This is a genomic window from Tessaracoccus caeni, from assembly GCF_029211185.1.
Classification (GTDB): Bacteria; Actinomycetota; Actinomycetes; order Propionibacteriales; family Propionibacteriaceae; genus Arachnia; species Arachnia caeni.
Window position 1 is genome coordinate 1 of the sequence record NZ_JARGDO010000012.1, and the last position, 19,755, is coordinate 19,755.

The window sequence follows — 19,755 nt, forward strand, 5'->3', positions numbered from 1 at the left end:
TCGAGGCATTCATCGCTTTGGCCAACGCGGTCATCGTGATCCGACGCCTCGTCCGCACCGCTTGGACAACCCACCGCTGGGACACCCGACCAACCCGACGACCATGACCTACCTGCGGAATCTCTAAGCACCACCACGGGCCTGGTCTTGTCCAGCTGGGCGGCATGAATGGGACGCATGATCAGTCGATGTCCAGCGAGGTGGAAGCCGCAAACTCCGCAAGTCCATCCAAGTCATCGGCATCGGTTGCAGCCGCCAGAATGGAGGCATCTCGCTCCGCGACGCGGCGCCGCCGCTCACGCTCAAGCGCACGCGACACCACAGCGGCCCGACTAGGAGCCAGGCGAGCCTTCACCTCGTCATCCAGAAACCCGACGAGTTCGTCCGGTATGCGAACGGTGATCTGCATAGTCATACCAACACAATACCAGTGTGGGATTCACACTACGCTGCGGCGAGGAGGACAGGAGGCGACAAGAAGATGTCAGATTCGCTAAAGAGCCGGTTGGACGGCAGGGTGGCGCTGGTGACGGGGGCGTCGCGCGGGCTGGGCAAGGCGATTGCGCTGCGGCTCGCGCGCGACGGGGCGCGCGTCGTCGTGAACTACGCACGTTCGGCCGGGCAGGCTGAGGAGGTCGTCGAGCAGATCCGGCAAGAGGGCGGTGAGGCCATCGCGCTGCGGGCTGACGTCACGGATGAGCGGCAGGTGCGCGAACTGGTGAACCAGGCTGCCAGCGCCTTCGGGGACATCGACGTGGTGGTGAACAACGCGACGGGACCGCAACCGGAGCTGCGCATCGAGGACAGCAGCTGGCAGGACTATCAAGACCAGCTCGACTTCTTCGTCAAGGCGCCCTTCCACATCATGCAGGCGGTGCTCCCAGGAATGCGCCGGCGCGGCGTCGGAAGCGTGGTGAACATCGGCAGCGAGGTGGTGCTGCGCGGCTCCGCTCCCTTCGCCACCTACGTGTCGGCGAAGGCCGCGATGATCGGACTCACCCGCTCCTGGGCCAACGAACTGGGCGCCGACGGCATCCGCGTCAACCTCGTCGCACCGGGTTGGATCCCCGTCGAGCGGCATATCGAGTCGGACACCGACGGCTATCGGAACATGGTGCCGCTCGGCCGGATGGGCACGCCCGACGAGATCGCGAGCGCCGTCGCCTTCCTCGCTTCCGACGACGCGAGCTTCGTCACCGGCCAATGCCTCACCGTGAACGGCGGGCTCACCTTCGAGTGACCCATGGGCCATCATGGGGGCATGAGCGAATTCGCGCGGACGCCGGGCGTCATCCCTTACGTGTTGGTCCACGACGGTCCACGCAGGCTTCTCACCATCGACGCGGTAGCGTCCGGCATGCTGCAGCCCGCCGCGGCGTGCCCCGTCATCGGTATCGACGGGCAGCAGTATCAGACGCTGTGGGGCCGGGCGACCTTCGAGATCCCCGCCGACCGCAACGTGCACGTCAGCGCCCATGTGACCGCCGACGATCCCTTCGGATTCGCATCGGTGCTCCTTCCGCCTGCGCCCACCCCGGTGCTGCTCAACTACGAGCGCGATGGCCTGGTCCGCTGGGGGCTCTTCCTCCAGTGACCGAGGCTCTGACCATCGCGTCGGAGGATCGCGACTTTGCCGAATGGCACGGCGGACGCACCCACGCGGCGGTGTGGGCGTTCGACCTGGATCCGCCCGAGGTGCGCGGGATGATCGCCGCCGCGCATCGCTGCCTCAGCCATCTGCTGCTCCCCCGGTATGCGCGCCAGCCGCACGTCACCGTCGCCTTCGCCGGCCTGATGGCCCCTGATGATTTCGACGACGCACGTCTTGACGCCGACCTCTCGCTCCTGCGCGGGCTGATGGCGGGCCCTGTGACGCTGACCGCCACCGGCTGGGCGAGTTTCCCGATGGCGCCGTACCTGCGGGTCGACGCCGACTGGCCGCACGAGGCGCGTGCAGCGCTCAACATCAGCCGGCCTCTTGCCGCCGAGACCTACCAACCGCACGTCACCGTCGGGCTGTACGACACCGTCGTGCCGATTCGCGACGCCGTCGGCCTTCTGGACGGTCTTCCCTTCGGCGGCGCCTGGACGCTGAGCCACCTCTCACTGTTGCGGTATGAAGCCGCCGATATCGCCGGTCCGCTGGAGATCGTCGGTCGCTTGGACCTGACCACAGGCGAGTTCTGCTGAGCGAGCACCATTCACGCTCTTCGAGGTGTGGAGACGCAGATTTGGTTTCCTTCGGCTACGTATCTGGCTCGATCTGTTCCTATTTCACAGATCCCGCCAGATACGTAGCCGGAGGATCCTGCCCTGCCACAACGAACCCGACCACAAGTCCCTACGCACCGTCACGCTCTCCTCGAGGCTCGGCCGCAGGCGGCCTCGCACCTCGAAGAGCGTGGGGATGACGCTCTTTGAGGTGCGAAGGCTCAGGGCGAGGAACGAGCCCCAAGCCGAAGCCTCGAAAAGAGCGACCGCGTCAGCCGAGGGTGACGACGACCGTGTGTGGGCCTTCGGAGAGTGGGAGACGGGTGACCTTGCGGCCGGTGGCCTCATCGAGGACCGGCTCCAGCGGCCGACCGTCGAACTCGACGCTCACCACGCCCGCGCCGACGCCGCCGGGGTTGCGCACCTCGATCGAGTAGGTGGCGCCGCGCCACTGGCGGGTCGCGGTGAAGCCGGGCCAGTCGGCGGGGATGCAGGGGTCCACCACGAGCTCGTCGAAATCGGGTCGCACGCCGAGGATGTACTTGGTGGCGGCCGTGTACATCCAGCCGGCGGTTCCGGTCAGCCAGGGGTTCTGCGCCTTGCCGTACCAGTCGTGGTCGCGACCGTAGAGGAACTGCGCGTAGACGTACGGCTCGGCACCGCGCACCTCGACGGCGTCATTGGAGTTGAACGGTGCCAGCGCGTCGTAGTAGGCCATGGCTCGCTCGCCTCGGCCCAACATGGTCTCGGCGATGATCGGCCAGGCATTCGGATGACTGAAGATGGCCCCGTTCTCCTTCACGCCCGGGTAGACGCGGGTGACGTAGCCGATGGTGTCGTCGACCTGCGTGTAGCTGGGCCAGCACAAGTGGGTGCCGTACGGGCTGGCGAGATGCTCGGCGACGGAGTCCATCGCGCTCAGGCCGCGCTCGCGCGGAGCGGCGCCCGAGATCACCGACCACGCCATGTGCTCCAGGAAGATCTTGCCCTCCGGGCTCTCCGTCGACCCGACCTTCACTCCGTCGCGGGTGAAGCCGCGGATGTACCAGTCGCCGTCCCACAGCTCTCGGTTGGCGGCCTCGCTCACGCGTTCGACGATCTCGGCGAGGCGCTCCGCTTCGGCGGTCCAGCGAGCCGCCTCCCCCGCGTGGGAGGAGCGCGCGGCCCGATGCCGCGCCACCTCCCCCAGCGCGCTCGCCGCCCACACATGCAGGAAGCTGACCAGCGACGTCTGCCCGCCCCCGAGGTTCAGGCAGTCGTTCCAGTCGGCGCGCAGCCCCTTGGCGATCCCGTTGTCACCCACCTGCTCGGCGGTGAACTCGATGGCCCGGCGCAGATGCTCATAGACGGTGGCCGGAGCCGCATCGATGCGGGCGGCCACCTCGTCACCGATCGTCGCGGCACGGTCCTCCAGGGACATGTCGGAGTCGGCGAAGGCGATCACCTCGTCCAGCAGCGAGAGCTCGCCCGTCTCCTTGATGTACTCCAGCACCGACGGCACCAGCCACAGGTGATCGTCGGAGCAGGCGTCCGCCAGGCCGTGCACCAGGTCGCCGGCCTTGCCCGGGACGACCGTGGGCAGCTTCACGCCGACGGGGATATCCGCGCGCTGGTTCTCCTTGAACAGCAGCGGATCGAACAGGTGCAGGCCGTAGCCCCACGACATCTGGCCGCGCAGCAGCTCCAGCATCCGCTGGCGCACCTTGCCGGGGTTGGTGTGCACCACGCTCATGATGTCCTGCGCCGTGTCGCGGTAGCCCAGGCCGACGCGGCCGCCCACCTCGACGAAGGACGCGAACCGCGACCACACCACGCAGGTCTCCGACTGCAGCAGCGTCCACGTGTTCAGCAGCGTGTTCATCGCCTCGGACGGCGTGGTCAGGGCATACACCTCACGCTTGCGGCGCCAGTACTCGGCCAGCTCGGCGATGGCGGCATCCACCGCGGCCGGATCGGCGTAGGTCGAGCGCAGCCGAACGCCCTCAGCCCGACGGCCGTAGCCCAGCACGTAGGCCAGCCGCACGGTCTCCCCCGGAGCCAGCGTGATCCGGTGGTGCAGCGCACCGCAGTGGTTGCTCGTCGTCGCAGCCGACCCGGAGCACTCGCCGCGCTCAACGGCGATCGGGTTGGTCTCTGTCCGGTACGCGCCAAGGAAGGAGTCGCGCAGGGTGTCGAAGCCGGCGGCGTCGCGCGTGGCCGTGAAGTAGTGATAGGTCCAGGGCTCGTAGTAGAAGTCGTACTCGACGACGTCGTCGGCGTAGTCGGCGCCCGACGCGTACAGCGACATCTGGAAGTTCTCGTTGTCGATCGGTACCGAGTGGAAGGAGAACTCGACGTAGCCGAAGAGGCTCAACTCCCGGGTGTTATCGCTGGTGTTGGTCAGCGTGACGTCCCAGATCTCGGCGTCCTCGCCGATCGGCACGAACACGCGTTGGCTGGCCTCGATCCCTCGATAGCTGGACTCGAACACCGAATAGCTGAGGCCATGCCGGGTGCGATAGGTCGCCTCGGAGAGCGGCTTGCCCACCGGCTGCCACGACGCCGACCAGTAGTCGCCGTCGGCGTCGTCGCGCAGGTACAAGTAGTGGCCGGGCCGGTCCAGCGGCACCGCGTTGGGGCGGAACCGGGTGACCCGGCCCTGCTGGCTGGAGCGGTAGAAGCTGTAGCCGCCGGCGTTCTGGTTGATGACGGTGCACCAATCCTCGACGCCCAGGTAGTTGATCCACGACGCGGGCACGTCGACGCGGTCGATGACGTACTCGAGATTGTCGTTGTCGAAATGGCCATAGCGCATGGGAGTGTGTCTTCCTCGGGGGTAGGGAAAGTTGTGTGGGGGGATAGCCGGGCGTCAGCCCTTGACGGCGCCGGCCACCAGGCCGGAGGTGAGCCGGCTCTGCACCAGCAGGAAGAAGATGATGACGGGGATCGCCACCAGGGTCGACGAGGCCATCACCTGGCCCCAGTCGGTGGCCCGGTTGGCGCTCTGCAGGATGAAGGTGCGCAGCCACAGCGGCAGCGTCATCGAGTCCTCCTTCTGCAGGATCACCAAGGCGACGGTGAACTCGTTCCACGCTTGCAGGAAGGCGTAGACGCCAGAGGCGATCAGGCCGGGAGCGAGGAGCGGGAAGGTCACCTTGAAGAAGGCCTGGGTGCGGGTGCAGCCGTCGACCATGGCCGCCTCTTCGAGATCGGCGGGGATGCCGGCGACGAAGCCCCGCAGCATCCAGACGGTGAACGGCACCACGGCCGCGATGTAGATCAGCGAGACGCCCAAGAAGTGGTTGAGCAGGTTCACCGAGCTCATCAGCTTGTACTGCGCGATGAACAGGCCCTCGGCCGGCAGCATCTGGATGAACAGCAGCGCCAGCACGAACGACTTGCGCCCGCGGAACTTGAACCGGCTGATCGCCAGCGCGCCGAGGAAGGCGAACAGCAGCGCCACCGCCACGGTGAGCAGGGTGATCATCAGGCTCATCTGCAGGGCGCCGAAGAACTTGCCGTCGTTGATCACGGCGCTGAAGTTGCGCAGCGACCCGCCGAACGGCAGCAGCCGCGGCGTCACCGATTGCAGCACCGCATTGGGCAGCAGCGACGAGTTGACCATCCAGTAGACGGGGAAGATCCACACCAGCGCCACGACGAGCGCGATCACGCTGAACAGCAGCTTCCCGATGCGGAAGCGAGGACGGGAGGAGGTATCGGCGGCCATGTCAGTTGTCCTCCTTGAGCAGCTGGACGACGTAGAAAGCGCTCATTGCGATGGTGAGGACCAGCACGAAGATGGACATCGCGGAGGCCATGCCGAAATCGCTGGAGCCGACGCCGATTCGGTAGATGAAGGTGCCGAGCAGGTCGGTGCTGCTGGGTGGGGCGCCGGAGTCCTGCAACATCTTGATCTGCGTGAACACCCTCAGATCCCAGATGATCTGGAGCAGCAGCACGATCATCAGCACGGGTCGGATCAGCGGCAGGATGATGTGGAAGAAGCGACGCGGTCCGTCGGCCCCGTCCAGGGCGGCGGCCTCGAGCACCTCGTCGGAGACCTGGGTGAGACCCGCATAGACGGAGAAGGCCACGAAGGGCACCGACATCCACACGACGATCACGGTGGCCACGAAGTAGAAGCTGAGGGGCTCGGCCAGCCAGTTGTGGTTGGTGAACTCGAAGCCCATCTTGGTGAGCAGCCAGTTGATGAAGCCGCGTCGCCAGTCGAACAGCCAGGTCCAGATGGTCATGGCGGCCACCACGGGCATCGCCCAGGCCACCAGCATGGCGATCTGAAGAATCAGGCGCACGGCCTTCGGGACGACGGTCATCAGCAGGGCGGAAAGCACGCCGATCACGACGGTGAGGGCCGCGTTGATCAGGCAGAACGCGATCGAGCGGATCACGATGGCCCAGGTCTCGGAGCTGGTGAAGACCTCCACGTAGTTGGCCATGCCGACGAACTCCGGCGGCTGACCGAACTGCTGGGCCAACCCGAAGGACTGGGTGGAGGTGATGAACTGCCAGACCAGCGGATACCCCAGTGCAAATGCCAGGATCACGATGGAGGGCAGGATCAGGAGATAAGGGGCGAGGCGCGCGAGCCTGCGCGAACGGGCGGCGGCCCGGTCTCGTTCTCGTGCCTCGGAAGACGAGGCGTGCGTGAGCGTCATGGGAGATCGTCTCTCTTTCTGGCGTCGGCGCGACTGCGCCTGGATGTCTGTCTACAGGTAGGGCCCCGCCTGGGGAGGCGGGGCCCCGATCTGCACGAGTGGAAGCTAGCGACTAGCTGCCGTTGAGCATCGGCGTGAGCTTGGCGTCGTACTCGGCGGCGAGGGCGGCGATGTCGCCACCGTCGGCCACCTTGGCGAAGAACTCCTCCAGCGCCATCGAAGCCTCAACGGCGGCCCATCCGGGAGCGGCCGGGGTCAGCTTGGAGTTGCTGGACGACGCGATCTGGGCCTGGGCGAACTCATCGTCGCCGAGCGCGGTCACGTAGTCGGAGTTGGCGGGGCCGAGGCCGTTCTCGCCGAGCATCGTCTGGTACTCCGCGGAGAAGATGATGCGCAGCAGGTCGCGGGCGCCTTCCTGGTTCTGCGAGGCCGCGGAGATGCCGAGGTTCGAGCCTCCGGCGAACACCGGGGCGGGGTTGCCGTCGTTGCCTGGAAGCACGAAGGTGCCGAACTTGTCAGCGTTCCACTCGCGTGCGTCCTCACCGGCGTCGTTCTTCACGAGGTCGCCGATCGACCAGTGGGCCCAGTTCGGGGCCATGATGGTGGCGGCGGCCAGCGAGGTCTCGGCCTCGACGTTGCCCTCTGCATCCTTGGCGGCATCCGAATCGTTGATGTAGAGCCACGGGCTCGTGTCGCGCGCGGTGGAGGGAGCCATGGAGGCGTTCTTCTGGATGTCCTGCAGCTGCTCGAGGCCCTTGATCGTGTTCGGGTCGGACAGCGTGGAGACCCAGGCGCCGTTCTCGAACTTGGCGAGGTCGCCGCCGTTGGCGAAGACCCAGGAGATGCCGTTGCGCCAGTCCTGGCCGCCGAGGAAGAAGCCCGAGAAGTCGGAGATGTTGCGCGGGTTCTTCTCGGTGATCGTCTTCACGGCCGCGTTGAACTCGTCGAGCGTCTTGGGCACCTCGACGCCGGCCTCCTGCCAGACGTCCTTGCGGTAGAACATGTAGCGCGAGCCGAAGTAGTACGGCAGCGTGAAGTTCTTGCCCTCGACGGCGCCCACCTCGACGAACGACTGAAGCAGCTTGTCACCGCCCAGTTCCTGGTACATGTCCGAGATGTCGGCGAAGGCGCCGACGTTGGTGAAGGTGGGCGACTGGGTGTTGCCGATCTCCGTCACGTCGGGGGTGTTGGCCGCGTCGGGCATCGAGGTGGTCAGCTTGGAGATGATGTCACCCCAGGTCTGCTCCTCGATGGTGAGGGCGCCGCCGTTGACCTCCTTGTACTCGCTGATCAGGTAGTCGCGCAGGGGCTGCGGGGTGTCGCCGCCGATCAGCCAGAACGTGATGTCCTGGGCCGTGGCTTCGCCCGCCGGCGTGGATTCCCCGGTGGCCGGGGTGGTGTCGGTGGGAGGCGCCGCGGGCTCTCCCGATCCACCGCAGGCACTGAGTGCCATGGCGGACGCGGCGAACATCGCCACCGCTGCCAGCTTCTTCTTCATGAGGTTTCCTTTCGGTACGGAGCCGCTGCCTGGGCTCTGGGTAGCGCGCGCCGAGAATCGCCTACTGCCGAGTGCGCGTCGTTGCTGCATAACTATTAGTAAACCTTACGATTAGCTGGCGCGCAACCCCACTGGAAAGTTTGTGACCAATTCGTTATCTCCGGACCTCACGCGGAGAACAGCACAGCGGTGACCACCAGGAAGACGCACTGGGTGACCTCGATCAGGGATCCGAAGGTGTCGCCCGTCATGCCCTCGAACCGGCGGCGCAGGTGGGCCGTCCACCACCAGCCGACCGCCACGGCGATCGCGGCGGCGACACTGAAGGCCACCATTCCAGGGAGGCCTCCGGCCAACCATCCCGCGCCGAGCGCGACGATCCCCACGAGCGCCGACGTGACCGCCAGCCCGCGGGCGGTGGTGACGCCGTCGAACAGGGCGCCGAAGCCGCCCGGCCTGGCGGTGGGGATACGAACGGCGAAGCCCACCGTCAGCCGCCCGAGCATCGCGGCGACGGGCAAGGCGAGGGCAGGAGCGAGGAGGCGCGTCGCCGTTGTTTCTCCCCCGGCGACGGCCAGCGCGTTCAGCGCGGTGATGTCGAACAACAGCACGAAGACCAGCGTGATCACGCCCATCGGGCCGATGTCGGAGCGCTTCATGATGGCCAGCGCCTGCTCGGCGGGCTTGCGCGAGCCGAGCCCGTCCGCGGTGTCGGCCACACCGTCGAGGTGCAGCGCGCCGGTCAGCCAGGCCAGCACCGCCAGCCCGGCCACCGCCGGCAGCAGGGGGGCGCCGGTGAGCGAGAGCAGGGCGAGCGTCAGCCCGCCGAGGCCTCCGACGATCGCACCCACCCACGGCAGCGCGAGCATGGCACGTCCGGCCAGGCGGCGGTCGATCTCGGCGACCGGTGGCACGGGGATGACGGTGAACAGGCCGAGCGCCGCCACCAGCGGATTGACCATCGGCTACGCCCTCCCGACCGGCCGCGCGCCGCGTAGCGGGTGGTACGCCCGGCCGGCCGCCCTCGCATCGCGTTGGGGGTGCTGTGACCGGGCGCGTGCCATCCCGCCGTGGAGTCTCACTTGATCCTCCGGGGGATTCCGGCGACGCAGAACCAGGTCTCGTCGGCGGCGGCAGCGACGGCGGCGTTCAGCCGGCCCAGCTCGTCGCGATAGAGGCGCCCCGACAGAGTGGACGGCACCACGCCCATGCCCACCTCGTTGCTCACCAGGATCACCTCGCGCCGGGTCTCCGCCACCGCAGCGGCCAACGCAGCGACGCGGGCTCGCAGCGGCTCGCGCCACGACTCGTCCGTCGCGTCCCAAGCGCCCACCTCGTCGAGCACCCGGGCGAGCCAGACGGCGAGGCAGTCGATCAGGACGGGCCAGGGGTCGCCCGAGGCCAGCACGCCCACCAGATCCATGGTCTCGACGGTGCGCCACGCCGCCGGACGACGTTCGCGATGCAGAGCGACGCGATGCTGCCACTCGGGATCGTCGTCCGGCACCTCGGAGGTGGCGACGTAGTCGACGGCCTCGCGGTCGAGGAACTGCGCCTCGGCCCACGACGATTTGCCCGACCGCGCACCCCCCAGCACCAGCGCGGTGCCGCGTCCGCGGGTGAGCGGTGTCACCTCGGCGCAGCGGGCCAGCTCCAGGAGCAGCCGCTCCGCCGCCTCATTTTCGGTAGGTATACGCACCTGGAACTCAGTCATGCGCCGACGATCCCTGCGCGTGTTCCGACTGTGTCGATGATGTACTCCCTCATGGCGACCGTCCCTAGAAGTGGTTGGATGGACTCGTGATTGTGATCCTGGGCGGCACGGCTGAGGGACGTGAGCTGTCCGCCGCCTTGGCCGAACGGGGCCGCCCCGCCGTGCTGTCGCTGGCCGGCCGGACGCGCGCGCCGCTGACGACTGGCGAGACCCGGTCGGGCGGTTTCGGCGGCGTCGAGGGTCTCGTCGACTACCTGCGCCAGACCGACGCGGAGTTCGTGGTCGACGCCACCCACCCCTTCGCCGCGCGGATATCCGAGAACGCCGCCGAGGCCTGCCGGATCGCCGGCGTACCTCTGTTGCGACTGTCCCGTCCGGGCTGGGCAGAGCATCCGCTGGCCGACACCTGGCGCTGGGTGACCAGCCACGACGAGGCCGCCGCATTCCTCGACGGGCTGGGAGCCGAACCCGTGCTGCTCACCGTCGGCAAGCAGCACAGCCTCGACTACGTTCCGCGCCTCGCGGGCCGGCACATCATCGCGCGGATGACCGAGGCCCCGTCGGGCCCGATCCCCGAGAGCTGGGAGCTGCTGCTGGCTCGCGGCCCGTTCGCGCTCGACGACGAGCTGGAGCTGTTCCGTCGACTGGGCATAAGGGCCCTGGTCAGCAAGGATTCCGGCGGTGCCCACACCGCCGCCAAGCTGGATGCGGCTCACACCGTCGGCGCGATCGTCGTGATGATCGGCCGTCCCGCCGCTCCTGCGGGTGTCGAGACCGTCGCCACGGTCGCCGAGGCGCTCGCCCACCTCACCCCCGCTCGCCTCTCCGCGTGCACAAATCTGCGTATGCGACCAGACCTCGCTATATAGACGAGGCCTACGTGGATACGCAGATTTATGCACGGGGATCAGCACAACCGAAGGCCCGCGACCTCGCCGATGACGACGGTGGCCGGCGGGGTTACGTGCTCGCTCGCGGCCACGTCGGCCACCTCGGCCAGCGTCGTGAACAAGGTCTTCTGCTGCGGAGTCGATCCCTCACAGACGACCGCGGCGGGCGTCTCGGGCGCCATACCGGCGTTCTGCAGGCGCTCGGCGATGACGGGGAGGTTCTGTACGGCCATCATCAACACCAGCGTGGTGTGCGACTGCGCCAGCGCCTCCCAATTGACGGTGCTGCGGCCGTCGCCCGGCCCCACGTGTCCCGAGACGACGGTGAAGCCCTGCGACATGCCCCGGTGGGTGACGGGGATGCCGCCGAGCCCAGGCACCGCGACGGCCGAGGTGACACCCGGGATGATGCGCACCGGCACGCCGGCCTCGACGCAGGCCAGCCACTCCTCTCCGCCACGGCCGAACACATAAGGGTCGCCGCCCTTCAGCCGCACCACGCGCTGCCCCTGCCGGGCGTGCTCGATGAGGATGCGGTTGATCTCCTCCTGCGGGGTGAAGGCCCCGCGGGGGATCTTGCCGACGTTGATCAGCTCCGCGTCGGGAGCATCGGCCAAGGCGTCCAGCGGGCCGAGCCGGTCGTGCACGATCACGTCGGCCTGCTGAATAGCTCGCAGGCCGGCGACGGTGAGCAGATCGCGGTCGCCGGGGCCGCCGCCCACGAGCACCACTTCACCTGGTGTCAGTTCTGCTTGCATCAGTTTTCCTTTTCGAGCGTGCCGATCGCCTCGGCGAGACGACGGTGAACGTCGGGGGTCCGAACCGCGAGCCGTAGCCACGTGGGCCCGAGACCGGGGAAGGTCTCACCACGTCGTACCGCGAAACCGAGCCTAGCGAGCGGCTCGCGCAGGGAGGACATCGAGGTGCCCGACGTGTCGACCAGCACGAACGGCGCCTCACCCTTGATCGTCGGCAACCCGATGGCCTCGAGGCGGGCCACCAGGTCGGCACGATTGGCCTTTGCCTCCCGAGCGAGGCGGTTCGCCTCGGCCTTGGCGTCGTCGGTCAGGCAGGCCAGCGTCGCGACGATCGCCGGCGCCGACACCGACCACGGCGGCTGCTGGGCCGCCAGGGCCGCGATCGGGGCAGGATCACCAACGGCGTATCCGGCGCGCACCCCGGCCAGCGCCCACGTCTTGGTGAGCGAGCGCAACACGATCCGGCCAGGCATCTCGGGCGCGATCAGCGTCTCCGGCTCCCCGGGGATCGCATCGAGGAACGCCTCATCCACCACCAGCGTCCTAGCCTGGATCCACCGATCCCCACCTACTACGCGACCCCATCCAGGCGCACTGGCTTCCCCGTCCCCGCTCAACAGACGACCCGGTATGCCCTCGCGGATACGGATTGCCATTGCACCCGTCTGAGGCCGCTCGCTACGGCGGCTACCGGTGGATCCAGGCTTAGCCAGCAGCCGAAGCAGGTCGTCGCGTCGGTGCAGCACGCCCGTGGGATTGGTCGGGTTCCCGACCACGACCAGGTCGAACGACCGCACATCGCGGGCATCGTCTCGAAGGGCGGCAGGCAGCCGGAAGCCGTTGTCGGCCGACAGGATCAGTCGCTCGACATGGCGACCCGCAGCGCGCAGGGCGGCCTCCGGCTCGGTGAACTGCGGATGCACGATCGCGGCCGTGCCCGGGATGGCGCGGGCGATCAGGGTGAAGCCTTCCGCAGCACCGGCCAGCGGCAGCACCATGTCCTCTGAGACACCGTGGTGGGCGGCGATGGCACGTCGCGCAGGGGTCGCGTCGGGGTAGGAGGCCCAGTCGGTGTCGCGGACCAGCCGCTCCCGCAACCACGCCGGCGGCTCGGCCTGGCGCAGGTTCACCGCGAAATCGATCAGCCCTTCGCCCAGGTCTTTGTCGCCGTGGTGCAGCAGGTCGGGTTCGACGGTCGCGACACCCCCCGCCCTCTCGCTGTCTCCCCTCTCTTCCCCGGCCGCGTCATTCCCGGAAAATCGGCCAATGGCCGATTTTGCGCTGTCCTGTGCCGAAAATCGACCATTGGCCGATTTTCCTGGATTGGGTCGGACCTGATCAGGCGACGCGGCATGGGCGTCGTAGGCATGGACGGCATCCGTGAAGCGCTGGGCCAGCTGCGGGTGGCCGGCCCAGTGGACGTGCAGATAGGAGGCGTGCAGGGTGTCGGTGGCGACGCCGTCAGGGCGACCGTCCAGCAGCCAGGCCGCGGGCTCGCCGGGGTCGGCGGCAGTGCGGTGGAACTCGTGGCCGGTGATCGTCTCGCCAGGCCGTCCGAGCAGCGACGCCGCGGGCGCCACCGCCTCCCGGTAGCCCATGGTGAGCCTCTTCGTCATGGCCGAGGTGCCCGGCAGCGCACCCACCATCGGCTGCCCGTCGAGCTCGCGACAGAGATAGAGCAGTCCCGCGCATTCGGCGACGGTGGGCATGCCGTCGGCGATCGCGCCACGGATCTGTTCTCGCAGCGCCTCGTTCCCCGCCAGATCGGGGGCGTGCACCTCAGGGAACCCTCCCCCCAACCAGAGACCTGCCGTCCTCTCGGGCAGCGCGGCGTCGGTGGTCGGGTCGAAGACCACGGGCTCGCAGCCGGCGGCGCGCAACAGCTCGTCGGTCTCGGGGTAGCGGAAGGTGAAGGCCCTGCCCCCCGCCACCGCGATCACCGGCCTCGCTTGGGACGGTGCGCAGACCACGGAGGCGGGATCCCACGGCTCTGCCTCGAACGGCGGCGCGGTGCGAGCCAAGCGCACGACGGCATCGATATCCAGGTGCGCCGCGACGACGGCCCCCATCGCGACGATGCCCGCGTCGTCGCGCTCGGCCACAGGGACCAGCCCGAGGTGCCGCGACGGCGCCTCGATCTCCAGATTGCGCGGCATCGAGCCGAGCACCGGGATCCCCACCGACTCCACGGCAGCGCGCGCCTCGGCCTCGTGGCGCGGGCTGCCCACCTGGTTGAGCACCACCCCGCCGATCCGCACGTCGGGGTCGAAGGTGGCCATGCCCTTGACGAGGGCCCCGACGCTGCGCGACGTGTGCCGGACGTCCACCACCAGCAGCACCGGAGCGTCGAGCAAGCGCGCGACGTGAGCGGTGGAGGCGAAGCCCTCGGTGCCCAGCCGGCCGTCGAACAGGCCCATCACGCCCTCGACCACCGCGATATCCATGCCGGCCGCGCCATGGGCGAACAGCGGACCCATCAGCTCCTCGCCGCAGAGGAAGGGGTCGAGGTTGCGCCCCGGTCGCCCGGCGGCCAGCGTGTGATACCCGGGATCGATGTAGTCGGGCCCCACCTTGAACGGCGCGACGCCCACGCCCCGCGCGGTGAGAGCAGCCATCAGCCCGGTGGCCACCGTCGTCTTGCCGTGGCCCGAGGCCGGCGCGGCCACCACGATCCGCGGGACGCTCACCATTCGATGCCCGCCTGGCCTCGTTGCCCCTTGTCGAAGGGGTGCTTCACCTTGGTCATCTCGGTGACCAGGTCGGCGGCGTCGATCAATCGCCCCGGTGCACGCCGACCGGTGATGACGACGTGCTGGGTGCCCGGTCGATTCGCCAGGGTGTCGAGGACATCGTCGAGGTCGAGCCAGCCCCAATCGAGGGGGTAAGTGAACTCGTCCAGCAGCCAGAACTTGTGCCGCTCCTCCGCCAGGCCCTCCTTGATGCGACGCCAGCCCTCCTGGGCCAGCTCGGCGCCGTCGTCGGAGGTCTTGCGGATCCACGACCACCCGGCGCCCATCCGCTCCCAGGTAACGTTGCCGCGCAGTTCCCCGAGTGCGGCGAAGACCTCCACCTCGCCGGCTTTCCAGTTGGCGGACTTCACGAACTGATAGACGCCCAGTGGCCACCCCTGCGCCCAGGCCCGCAGCGCCATGCCGCACGCCGCCGTGGTCTTGCCCTTGCCGTCGCCGGTGTGCACGATCAGCACCGGACGCAGGCGTCGCTGCTTCGTGGTGAGGCCGTCGTCGGGCGCGACGGGCGTCTCGCCACGACTCATCGGATGGCCCTGCGTCGCATGAATCCTCCAAGCAGGTCCGCGCCTGCGTTCAGTTGGTGTTCGTCGGAGCAAGATGCCCTGGCTCGCACGAGATCGCGCTCACAGTGGCGGGACCGCCCCGGATTCGCACCGGATTCCTCCCACGCCGACCTCCCCATCCTGACACACCCCTCTCCGCGCCCTTCAGCCTCCCCTCCTCTATCGGTTGCCGTGCACAAATCTGCGCCTAGGGCCTCCCGTATATAGCGAGACCTTCGCGTAGGCGCAGATTTGTGCACGGGCGAAGGGAGTCTGGGAGAGTTGGACCATCATGACTACCCATCGAGACGGGCGCGAGGTGCCCTCCTCAGGCACCTCCCTGATCGTCGACCGCGACTGCTCACTGCTCGGCCGTGCCCCCGGCTTGCCCGACGACGTGTTCGAGCACGACGGTCTGGTCACCAAACGCGTGATCCGGGCCGCCGCCTTGGCACACCTGCGTCCGCAGCCCGGTCAGTGGCTCTGGGACATCGGGGTGGGCGCCGGTTCGGTGGCCATCGAATGGTGCCGGGGGGCAGAAGGGGCGCGAGCGATCGGCGTGGAACGCCGCTCCGACCGAGCCAGCCGGGCCATCGCCAACGCGGAACGCCTCGCCCCCGAAGGCAGCTTCGACCTGGTGGTGGGCGACGCCGCCGACGTGGTGGCCAGGCTCCCTCGCCCCGACGCGGTCTTCGTCGGCGGCGGCGGGACGATCGCCGTCCTGGAGACGGCGATGGAGGCGCTGCATCCCGGCGGCAGGATCGTGGTGCACGGCGTGACGCTCGAGGCCGAGCTGCTCGCGGCCGAGGCCCACCGACGCTGGGGCGGGCAGCTGCTGAGGATGCAGGTCGAGACGGCCGAGCCATTGGGCAGGCTCACCGGCTGGAAGCCCGCACGCACGGTTATTCAGTGGCATCAGACGGTGTGACCGACGGGGCTTATAAATTCTGAAACTCGGATTAATAAAAGCGCAAGGAAAATACGACGACGTGGTCGATTTGTGGCTGATTAACCGGTAGCGTTGGGAAGCGCGCAATTCGCAGAATGGGCTTCAGATCTCAGCTAAAGGGCCCGCGCCCCCCGACGCGGGCCCTTGGCTGAGATTGCGGATCGCACGCGAACCGACTTCATTTCCCCGGAAAACGCCCCCCCTACGAGACATTGTTTCCCGAGTACCCCCTACAAGGTTGCCCTTAGTCTAACCCATCCTGGCCAAAGGTCAAATGCTAACTGGCCAAAAGTCTAGGGGTGAGTATGTGCTACTACCTAGAGGGGTGTTGCAGGGTGGCGGCGACGTCGTCCACGGTGCGGGGCGGGGGATCCAGCGGGAGGCCGAAGCGCCGGAGCAGGTCGAGTTGCCAGGGCATCCGGAGGCGCGCCCGGCCCAACAACTCCTCATCTGCCATCAATGTGACGTCCCCTTGTCGCACCTCGCCGCCGGCGACGACGACCACCTCGTCGGCCCAGCTCAAGGTCAGGTCGACGTCGTGCGTGGCCAGCACCACCGTCGTGTCCAAGCCATCGAGGGTGGCCATGAGTTCGGCCACTCCTGCGGGATCGAGGCCGGCCGTCGGCTCGTCGAGCAGCAGCACCCGAGGCCGCATCGCGACGGCGCCGGCGATCGCAACCCGCTTGCGTTCGCCATAGCTGAGCTGATGGGTCGGGCGCTCGGCGAGATGGGTGATCGCAAGAAGCTCCATGGCCTCCTCGACGCGCTCCCGGGCCGCGCCCTCATCCAGACCGAGGTTGAGGGGCCCGAACGAGATGTCCTGGGTGACGTCGGCGGAGAAGAGCTGATCGTCGGGATCCTGCAGCACCAGCTGCACCCGTCGGCGGTGCTGCCGCAGCCCGTCACGATTGCGCCGCAGCACCTCGCCGTCGACGACGACACGTCCGGCCAACGGCGTGAGCGCACCCGAGAGACAGCGCAACAAGGTGGTCTTTCCTGACCCGTTGGCCCCCAGCAAGGCGATCCGCCGGCCTTCGCCGATCGACACGTCCACCCCGTCGAGAACGGGGGGACGGCCGCGGAACCCTGCGACGAGGCCCCTGGTCTCCATCAATGCACTCATCTCATCACCCACACCACAACCCAGACCGCCGCGACGCTGAGCGCGGAGGCACCGACGAAACGCCAATCACGAGGCCGCGCGGGGGTGAGCGTGAGGAGCGCATCCTCATACCCACGCCCCTCCAGGCCCTCCTGCAGCCTGCTGGCGCGCTGCCAGCTGCGGATCACGATGCTGCCGACGGTGCCCGCGCTCGCCTGGAACCGTCGGCGCAGCGGAGCCGCGTCTCCCAAACGGGCCTGCTGCGCGTCGTGCACGGCCAGCGCCGTTCCCAGCAGGACGAACAACAGGCGGTAGGTGAGCGAGGCGATCTCCAACAGCACGTCGGGGATGCGCAGGGTGCGCAGCCAGGTGAGCAGGTCGACGAGCGGGGTGGTCGTCGCCAGCAACAACAACGCCACCGTGCCCGCGACGCCATGCGCCCAGAGCCCCGCGGCCTGGAGCAGCCCGTCGCGAGAGACGCGAAAGGGACCGAGCCCCCAGCCGTCGCCGCCGATGTGCACAGCGACGGGGATGGTGCCGATCAGCAGGAAGAGCGCCGGTGGCACCAGCACCAGGGCGAGCAGTCCCGGCCTGATCTTCGCGGGACCGAGGATGTAGAAGGTGGCCAGCGCCGCCACCAGGACGCATCCCGGCCAGGGCGGAGTGAGCAAAGCCGTCAACACCAGCGCGACGCTGAGCCCCGCCTTCTCCCCTACGCGACGACGCCGCCAAGGAGAGTCCCAAGCGGCGTCGTCGATGAAGGTGTGATGGCTAGCCACGATCCTCTGCAGTCGCCTGCTGCTCCTTGCGCTGGACCGCACGTCCGCGCAGGTTGCCCAACGCGAAGCCGAGAATGCCGGCGCCAAGACCCGCCTGGATCGCGAACAGGCCCGACTCGATCTCACCCGAGCCAGGCTCGAAGATCGGATCGAACCAGGGCTCGACGCCGTGCTCCTCCTCCAGCACGCTCGTCACGACGGAGTCGGAGCCCGCGAAGCTCTCCTCGCCCTCAGCGGGAGACGGGGCCATCATGAAGCTGAAGGCGAAGATGCCGACGAAAGCCGCGACCAGGGCCGCAGCCCATCCCCAATGCTTGGACTCAAACATGGACGGCCTCCTTGGTGGACGCGATGACGCCCAGCTTGGCGAGCTGCTCCGGCACGACGCGCAGGAAGAAGCCGAACAGCAGCACGCCAAGGATGCCCTCGGCGATGGACAGCGGGATCTGGGTGACGGCGAAGATGCCGAGGAACTTGCCGAGCGCACCGAAGAAGCCGGTGGTGGCGTCGGGGTAGGCGATGGCCAGCTGCACCGAGGTGACGCAGTAGGTGACCAGGTTGGCCACGGCCATGCCGAAGAAGACGCCCAGCCAGGTGGGGGCCTTCGCGGCGCGCAGCAGCTTCCAGACGGCGTAGCCCGCCCATGGGCCGGCGATGGCCATCGAGAAGACGTTGGCACCCAGCGTCGTCAGTCCGCCGTGAGCCAGCAGCAGCGCTTGGAACAGCAGCACGATGGTGCCGAGGAAGGCCATGACGGGTGGTCCGAAGAGGATCGCTCCGGCGCCCGTGCCCGTCGGGTGAGACGAGGATCCGGTGACCGACGGCATCTTGATGGCGGACAGCACGAAAGTGAAGGCGCCGGCTGCGGCCAGCAGCAGTTTGTTCTCAGGGGATTCCTTGGCCTTGCGAACCACCTCGCGGGCCCCGTGGATCACGAAGGGAGCTGACGCGGCGAACCACACGGCGCATTGAACAGGAGGGAGAAAGCCCTCAGCGATATGCATCGCGGACTCCTTTTCTCGGGATTGCGCGTCCCGAATCAGGTGCGGCTGGGGGCAGTTCCTGACTTCCGCCGATCAGCTGATCGAGCGGCTCACAGTGGCGCGACCGTCCCGGACAATTCCCGGGTTCCTGCGCTCCCCACCGACTTCTTTGTTGTTGCCCATCCAGTCTCACAGACCGCGCTCGGCGGGCTTCGACCGGGGTCGGATAAGGGCGGGAGCGGGCGGTCAGTAGGGTGTTGCCGTGGATCGCAATACGTACCTGAGTGACGGCTCCGACATCTACCGGGAGTCCTTCCGGATCATCCGGGAGGAGACCAACCTGGAGCGCTTCCCCGACGACGTCAGCCGCGTCGTCGTGCGCATGGTGCATGCCGCCGGGGCCACCGACATCGCCGACGATGTGGCCTTCACCCCGGGCGTCGTGCAGGCAGCCAATGCGGCCCTGCGCGCGGGTGCGCCCATTTTCTGCGACTCGTCGATGGTGGCGACGGGCATCATCCGTTCCCGTCTGCCCAAGGACAACGACGTGGTGTGCCACATCAAGGATCCGTCGCTGGCCGAGATAGCGGCGGCGCGAGGCATCACCAAGACGATGGCCGCCGTCGACCTGTGGCTGCCTCGCCTGGGTGGAGCGGTGGTCGCCATCGGCAACGCCCCCACGGCGCTGTTCCGGCTGCTCGAGGTGGTGCGCGAGCACGGCGTGAAGCCGGCCGCGGTGGTCGGCATTCCGGTGGGCTTCGTCGGCGCGGCGGAGTCGAAGGACGCGCTGGCGAACAACGATCTGGGGCTGGACTACCTGGCGGTTCTCGGACGACGCGGCGGCAGCGCCATGACGGTCGCGGCGGTCAACGCCATCGCCAGCACCGACGAACTCACCAACACCTCCCGCCAGGACTAGAG

Annotated in this window: 19 protein-coding genes, 2 pseudogenes and 1 riboswitch; of the genes and pseudogenes, 7 read left to right on the forward strand and 14 right to left on the reverse strand. The window is 68.2% G+C overall.

What is annotated here, in order from left to right; translation table 11 throughout:
• Positions 1-107, forward strand: a pseudogene (locus P0D62_RS11495) (IS5/IS1182 family transposase); the annotation flags it as partial.
• A 74-nt stretch (positions 108-181) separates the two neighbouring features.
• Here P0D62_RS11495 and P0D62_RS11500 read toward each other — a convergent pair.
• Positions 182-415: a ribbon-helix-helix domain-containing protein gene (locus tag P0D62_RS11500; RefSeq protein ID WP_275702697.1), complete on the reverse strand. Its 234-nt coding sequence runs from the start codon at positions 413-415 to the stop codon at positions 182-184.
• A 66-nt stretch (positions 416-481) separates the two neighbouring features.
• Here P0D62_RS11500 and P0D62_RS11505 point away from each other — a divergent pair, with 66 nt between their 5' ends.
• Genes P0D62_RS11505 through P0D62_RS11515 form a run of 3 tightly spaced genes read left to right on the forward strand, consistent with a single transcriptional unit; the run spans position 482 to position 2,190 of the window.
• On the forward strand, positions 482-1,240 hold the full coding sequence (locus tag P0D62_RS11505; protein WP_275702698.1) for an SDR family NAD(P)-dependent oxidoreductase: 759 nt from the start codon (positions 482-484) through the stop codon (positions 1,238-1,240).
• Between the two features lie 21 nt (positions 1,241-1,261).
• Positions 1,262-1,594: a hypothetical protein gene (locus P0D62_RS11510; protein WP_275702699.1), complete on the forward strand. Its 333-nt coding sequence runs from the start codon at positions 1,262-1,264 to the stop codon at positions 1,592-1,594.
• Positions 1,591-2,190, forward strand: a complete 600-nt coding sequence (locus tag P0D62_RS11515) for a 2'-5' RNA ligase family protein (RefSeq protein WP_275702700.1) — start codon at positions 1,591-1,593, stop codon at positions 2,188-2,190. Before P0D62_RS11510 ends, P0D62_RS11515 begins: the two co-directional genes overlap by 4 nt.
• Positions 2,191-2,482: 292 nt before the next feature.
• Here P0D62_RS11515 and P0D62_RS11520 read toward each other — a convergent pair whose 3' ends face one another.
• The 6 genes and pseudogenes from P0D62_RS11520 to cobU form a co-directional block, all read right to left on the reverse strand.
• Positions 2,483-5,005 carry a GH36-type glycosyl hydrolase domain-containing protein gene (locus P0D62_RS11520; RefSeq protein ID WP_275702701.1) on the reverse strand — a complete coding sequence of 841 codons (2,523 nt, stop codon included), beginning with the start codon at positions 5,003-5,005 and terminating at the stop codon, positions 2,483-2,485.
• A 54-nt stretch (positions 5,006-5,059) separates the two neighbouring features.
• Positions 5,060-5,920, reverse strand: a complete 861-nt coding sequence (locus P0D62_RS11525) for a carbohydrate ABC transporter permease (RefSeq protein ID WP_275702702.1) — start codon at positions 5,918-5,920, stop codon at positions 5,060-5,062.
• Between the two features lies 1 nt (position 5,921).
• Positions 5,922-6,869, reverse strand: a complete 948-nt coding sequence (locus P0D62_RS11530) for a carbohydrate ABC transporter permease (protein WP_275702703.1) — start codon at positions 6,867-6,869, stop codon at positions 5,922-5,924.
• A gap of 112 nt (positions 6,870-6,981) precedes the next feature.
• The gene (locus tag P0D62_RS11535) at positions 6,982-8,367 is read right to left on the reverse strand and encodes an extracellular solute-binding protein (RefSeq protein ID WP_275702704.1); all 1,386 of its coding nucleotides are present in this window, start codon (positions 8,365-8,367) and stop codon (positions 6,982-6,984) included.
• 167 nt (positions 8,368-8,534) lie between these two features.
• A complete protein-coding gene (cobS, locus tag P0D62_RS11540) occupies positions 8,535-9,329 on the reverse strand; it encodes an adenosylcobinamide-GDP ribazoletransferase (protein WP_275702705.1) in 795 nt (264 codons plus the stop codon).
• A 116-nt stretch (positions 9,330-9,445) separates the two neighbouring features.
• Positions 9,446-9,967 (reverse strand): annotated as a pseudogene (cobU, locus tag P0D62_RS11545) (bifunctional adenosylcobinamide kinase/adenosylcobinamide-phosphate guanylyltransferase); the annotation flags it as partial.
• Between the two features lie 200 nt (positions 9,968-10,167).
• Here cobU and P0D62_RS11550 point away from each other — a divergent pair.
• On the forward strand, positions 10,168-10,950 hold the full coding sequence (locus P0D62_RS11550; RefSeq protein WP_275702706.1) for a cobalt-precorrin-6A reductase: 783 nt from the start codon (positions 10,168-10,170) through the stop codon (positions 10,948-10,950).
• A 38-nt stretch (positions 10,951-10,988) separates the two neighbouring features.
• On the opposite strand, the gene cobA is transcribed toward P0D62_RS11550, so the two are convergent.
• The 3 genes from cobA to cobO are packed head-to-tail and all read right to left on the reverse strand — an operon-like array spanning position 10,989 to position 15,003.
• Positions 10,989-11,729 carry a uroporphyrinogen-III C-methyltransferase gene (gene cobA, locus P0D62_RS11555; protein WP_275702707.1) on the reverse strand — a complete coding sequence of 247 codons (741 nt, stop codon included), beginning with the start codon at positions 11,727-11,729 and terminating at the stop codon, positions 10,989-10,991.
• Complete coding sequence (locus P0D62_RS11560; protein WP_275702708.1) at positions 11,729-14,419, reverse strand: cobyrinate a,c-diamide synthase; 2,691 nt, start codon at positions 14,417-14,419, stop codon at positions 11,729-11,731. The genes cobA and P0D62_RS11560 overlap by 1 nt, the downstream gene beginning before the upstream one ends.
• Complete coding sequence (cobO, locus tag P0D62_RS11565) at positions 14,413-15,003, reverse strand: cob(I)yrinic acid a,c-diamide adenosyltransferase (RefSeq protein WP_275702709.1); 591 nt, start codon at positions 15,001-15,003, stop codon at positions 14,413-14,415. Before cobO ends, P0D62_RS11560 begins: the two co-directional genes overlap by 7 nt.
• 74 nt (positions 15,004-15,077) lie before the next feature.
• Positions 15,078-15,140, reverse strand: a riboswitch (cobalamin riboswitch).
• Positions 15,141-15,361: 221 nt separating this feature from the next.
• Here cobO and cbiT point away from each other — a divergent pair.
• A complete protein-coding gene (gene cbiT, locus P0D62_RS11570; RefSeq protein ID WP_275702803.1) occupies positions 15,362-15,949 on the forward strand; it encodes a precorrin-6Y C5,15-methyltransferase (decarboxylating) subunit CbiT in 588 nt (195 codons plus the stop codon).
• 334 nt (positions 15,950-16,283) lie between these two features.
• Here the strand turns inward: cbiT and P0D62_RS11575 are convergent, their stop codons facing one another.
• Genes P0D62_RS11575 through P0D62_RS11590 form a run of 4 tightly spaced genes read right to left on the reverse strand, consistent with a single transcriptional unit; the run spans position 16,284 to position 18,855 of the window.
• Positions 16,284-17,093 carry an energy-coupling factor ABC transporter ATP-binding protein gene (locus P0D62_RS11575; protein WP_275702710.1) on the reverse strand — a complete coding sequence of 270 codons (810 nt, stop codon included), beginning with the start codon at positions 17,091-17,093 and terminating at the stop codon, positions 16,284-16,286.
• Positions 17,090-17,851 carry a cobalt ECF transporter T component CbiQ gene (gene cbiQ / locus P0D62_RS11580; protein ID WP_275702711.1) on the reverse strand — a complete coding sequence of 254 codons (762 nt, stop codon included), beginning with the start codon at positions 17,849-17,851 and terminating at the stop codon, positions 17,090-17,092. Before cbiQ ends, P0D62_RS11575 begins: the two co-directional genes overlap by 4 nt.
• Positions 17,844-18,179, reverse strand: coding sequence for an energy-coupling factor ABC transporter substrate-binding protein (locus P0D62_RS11585; protein WP_275702712.1), 336 nt, complete (start codon positions 18,177-18,179; stop codon positions 17,844-17,846). Before P0D62_RS11585 ends, cbiQ begins: the two co-directional genes overlap by 8 nt.
• The gene (locus P0D62_RS11590; RefSeq protein WP_275702713.1) at positions 18,172-18,855 is read right to left on the reverse strand and encodes an energy-coupling factor ABC transporter permease; all 684 of its coding nucleotides are present in this window, start codon (positions 18,853-18,855) and stop codon (positions 18,172-18,174) included. Before P0D62_RS11590 ends, P0D62_RS11585 begins: the two co-directional genes overlap by 8 nt.
• A 241-nt stretch (positions 18,856-19,096) precedes the next feature.
• Between P0D62_RS11590 and P0D62_RS11595 the strand changes: the two genes are divergently transcribed.
• Positions 19,097-19,753: a precorrin-8X methylmutase gene (locus P0D62_RS11595; protein WP_275702714.1), complete on the forward strand. Its 657-nt coding sequence runs from the start codon at positions 19,097-19,099 to the stop codon at positions 19,751-19,753.
• The last annotated feature ends 2 nt before the right edge of the window (positions 19,754-19,755 follow it).

Coding starts and splice junctions, on each gene's coding strand:
- P0D62_RS11500 (WP_275702697.1), bottom strand. CDS start 415: ATGACTATGCAGATCACCGTTCGCATACCGGACGAACTCGTCGGGTTT.
- P0D62_RS11505 (WP_275702698.1), top strand. CDS start 482: ATGTCAGATTCGCTAAAGAGCCGGTTGGACGGCAGGGTGGCGCTGGTG.
- P0D62_RS11510 (WP_275702699.1), top strand. CDS start 1,262: ATGAGCGAATTCGCGCGGACGCCGGGCGTCATCCCTTACGTGTTGGTC.
- P0D62_RS11520 (WP_275702701.1), bottom strand. CDS start 5,005: ATGCGCTATGGCCATTTCGACAACGACAATCTCGAGTACGTCATCGAC.
- P0D62_RS11525 (WP_275702702.1), bottom strand. CDS start 5,920: ATGGCCGCCGATACCTCCTCCCGTCCTCGCTTCCGCATCGGGAAGCTG.
- P0D62_RS11530 (WP_275702703.1), bottom strand. CDS start 6,869: ATGACGCTCACGCACGCCTCGTCTTCCGAGGCACGAGAACGAGACCGG.
- P0D62_RS11535 (WP_275702704.1), bottom strand. CDS start 8,367: ATGAAGAAGAAGCTGGCAGCGGTGGCGATGTTCGCCGCGTCCGCCATG.
- cobS (WP_275702705.1), bottom strand. CDS start 9,329: ATGGTCAATCCGCTGGTGGCGGCGCTCGGCCTGTTCACCGTCATCCCC.
- cobA (WP_275702707.1), bottom strand. CDS start 11,729: ATGCAAGCAGAACTGACACCAGGTGAAGTGGTGCTCGTGGGCGGCGGC.
- P0D62_RS11560 (WP_275702708.1), bottom strand. CDS start 14,419: ATGGTGAGCGTCCCGCGGATCGTGGTGGCCGCGCCGGCCTCGGGCCAC.
- cobO (WP_275702709.1), bottom strand. CDS start 15,003: ATGAGTCGTGGCGAGACGCCCGTCGCGCCCGACGACGGCCTCACCACG.
- P0D62_RS11575 (WP_275702710.1), bottom strand. CDS start 17,093: ATGAGTGCATTGATGGAGACCAGGGGCCTCGTCGCAGGGTTCCGCGGC.
- P0D62_RS11585 (WP_275702712.1), bottom strand. CDS start 18,179: ATGTTTGAGTCCAAGCATTGGGGATGGGCTGCGGCCCTGGTCGCGGCT.
- P0D62_RS11590 (WP_275702713.1), bottom strand. CDS start 18,855: ATGCATATCGCTGAGGGCTTTCTCCCTCCTGTTCAATGCGCCGTGTGG.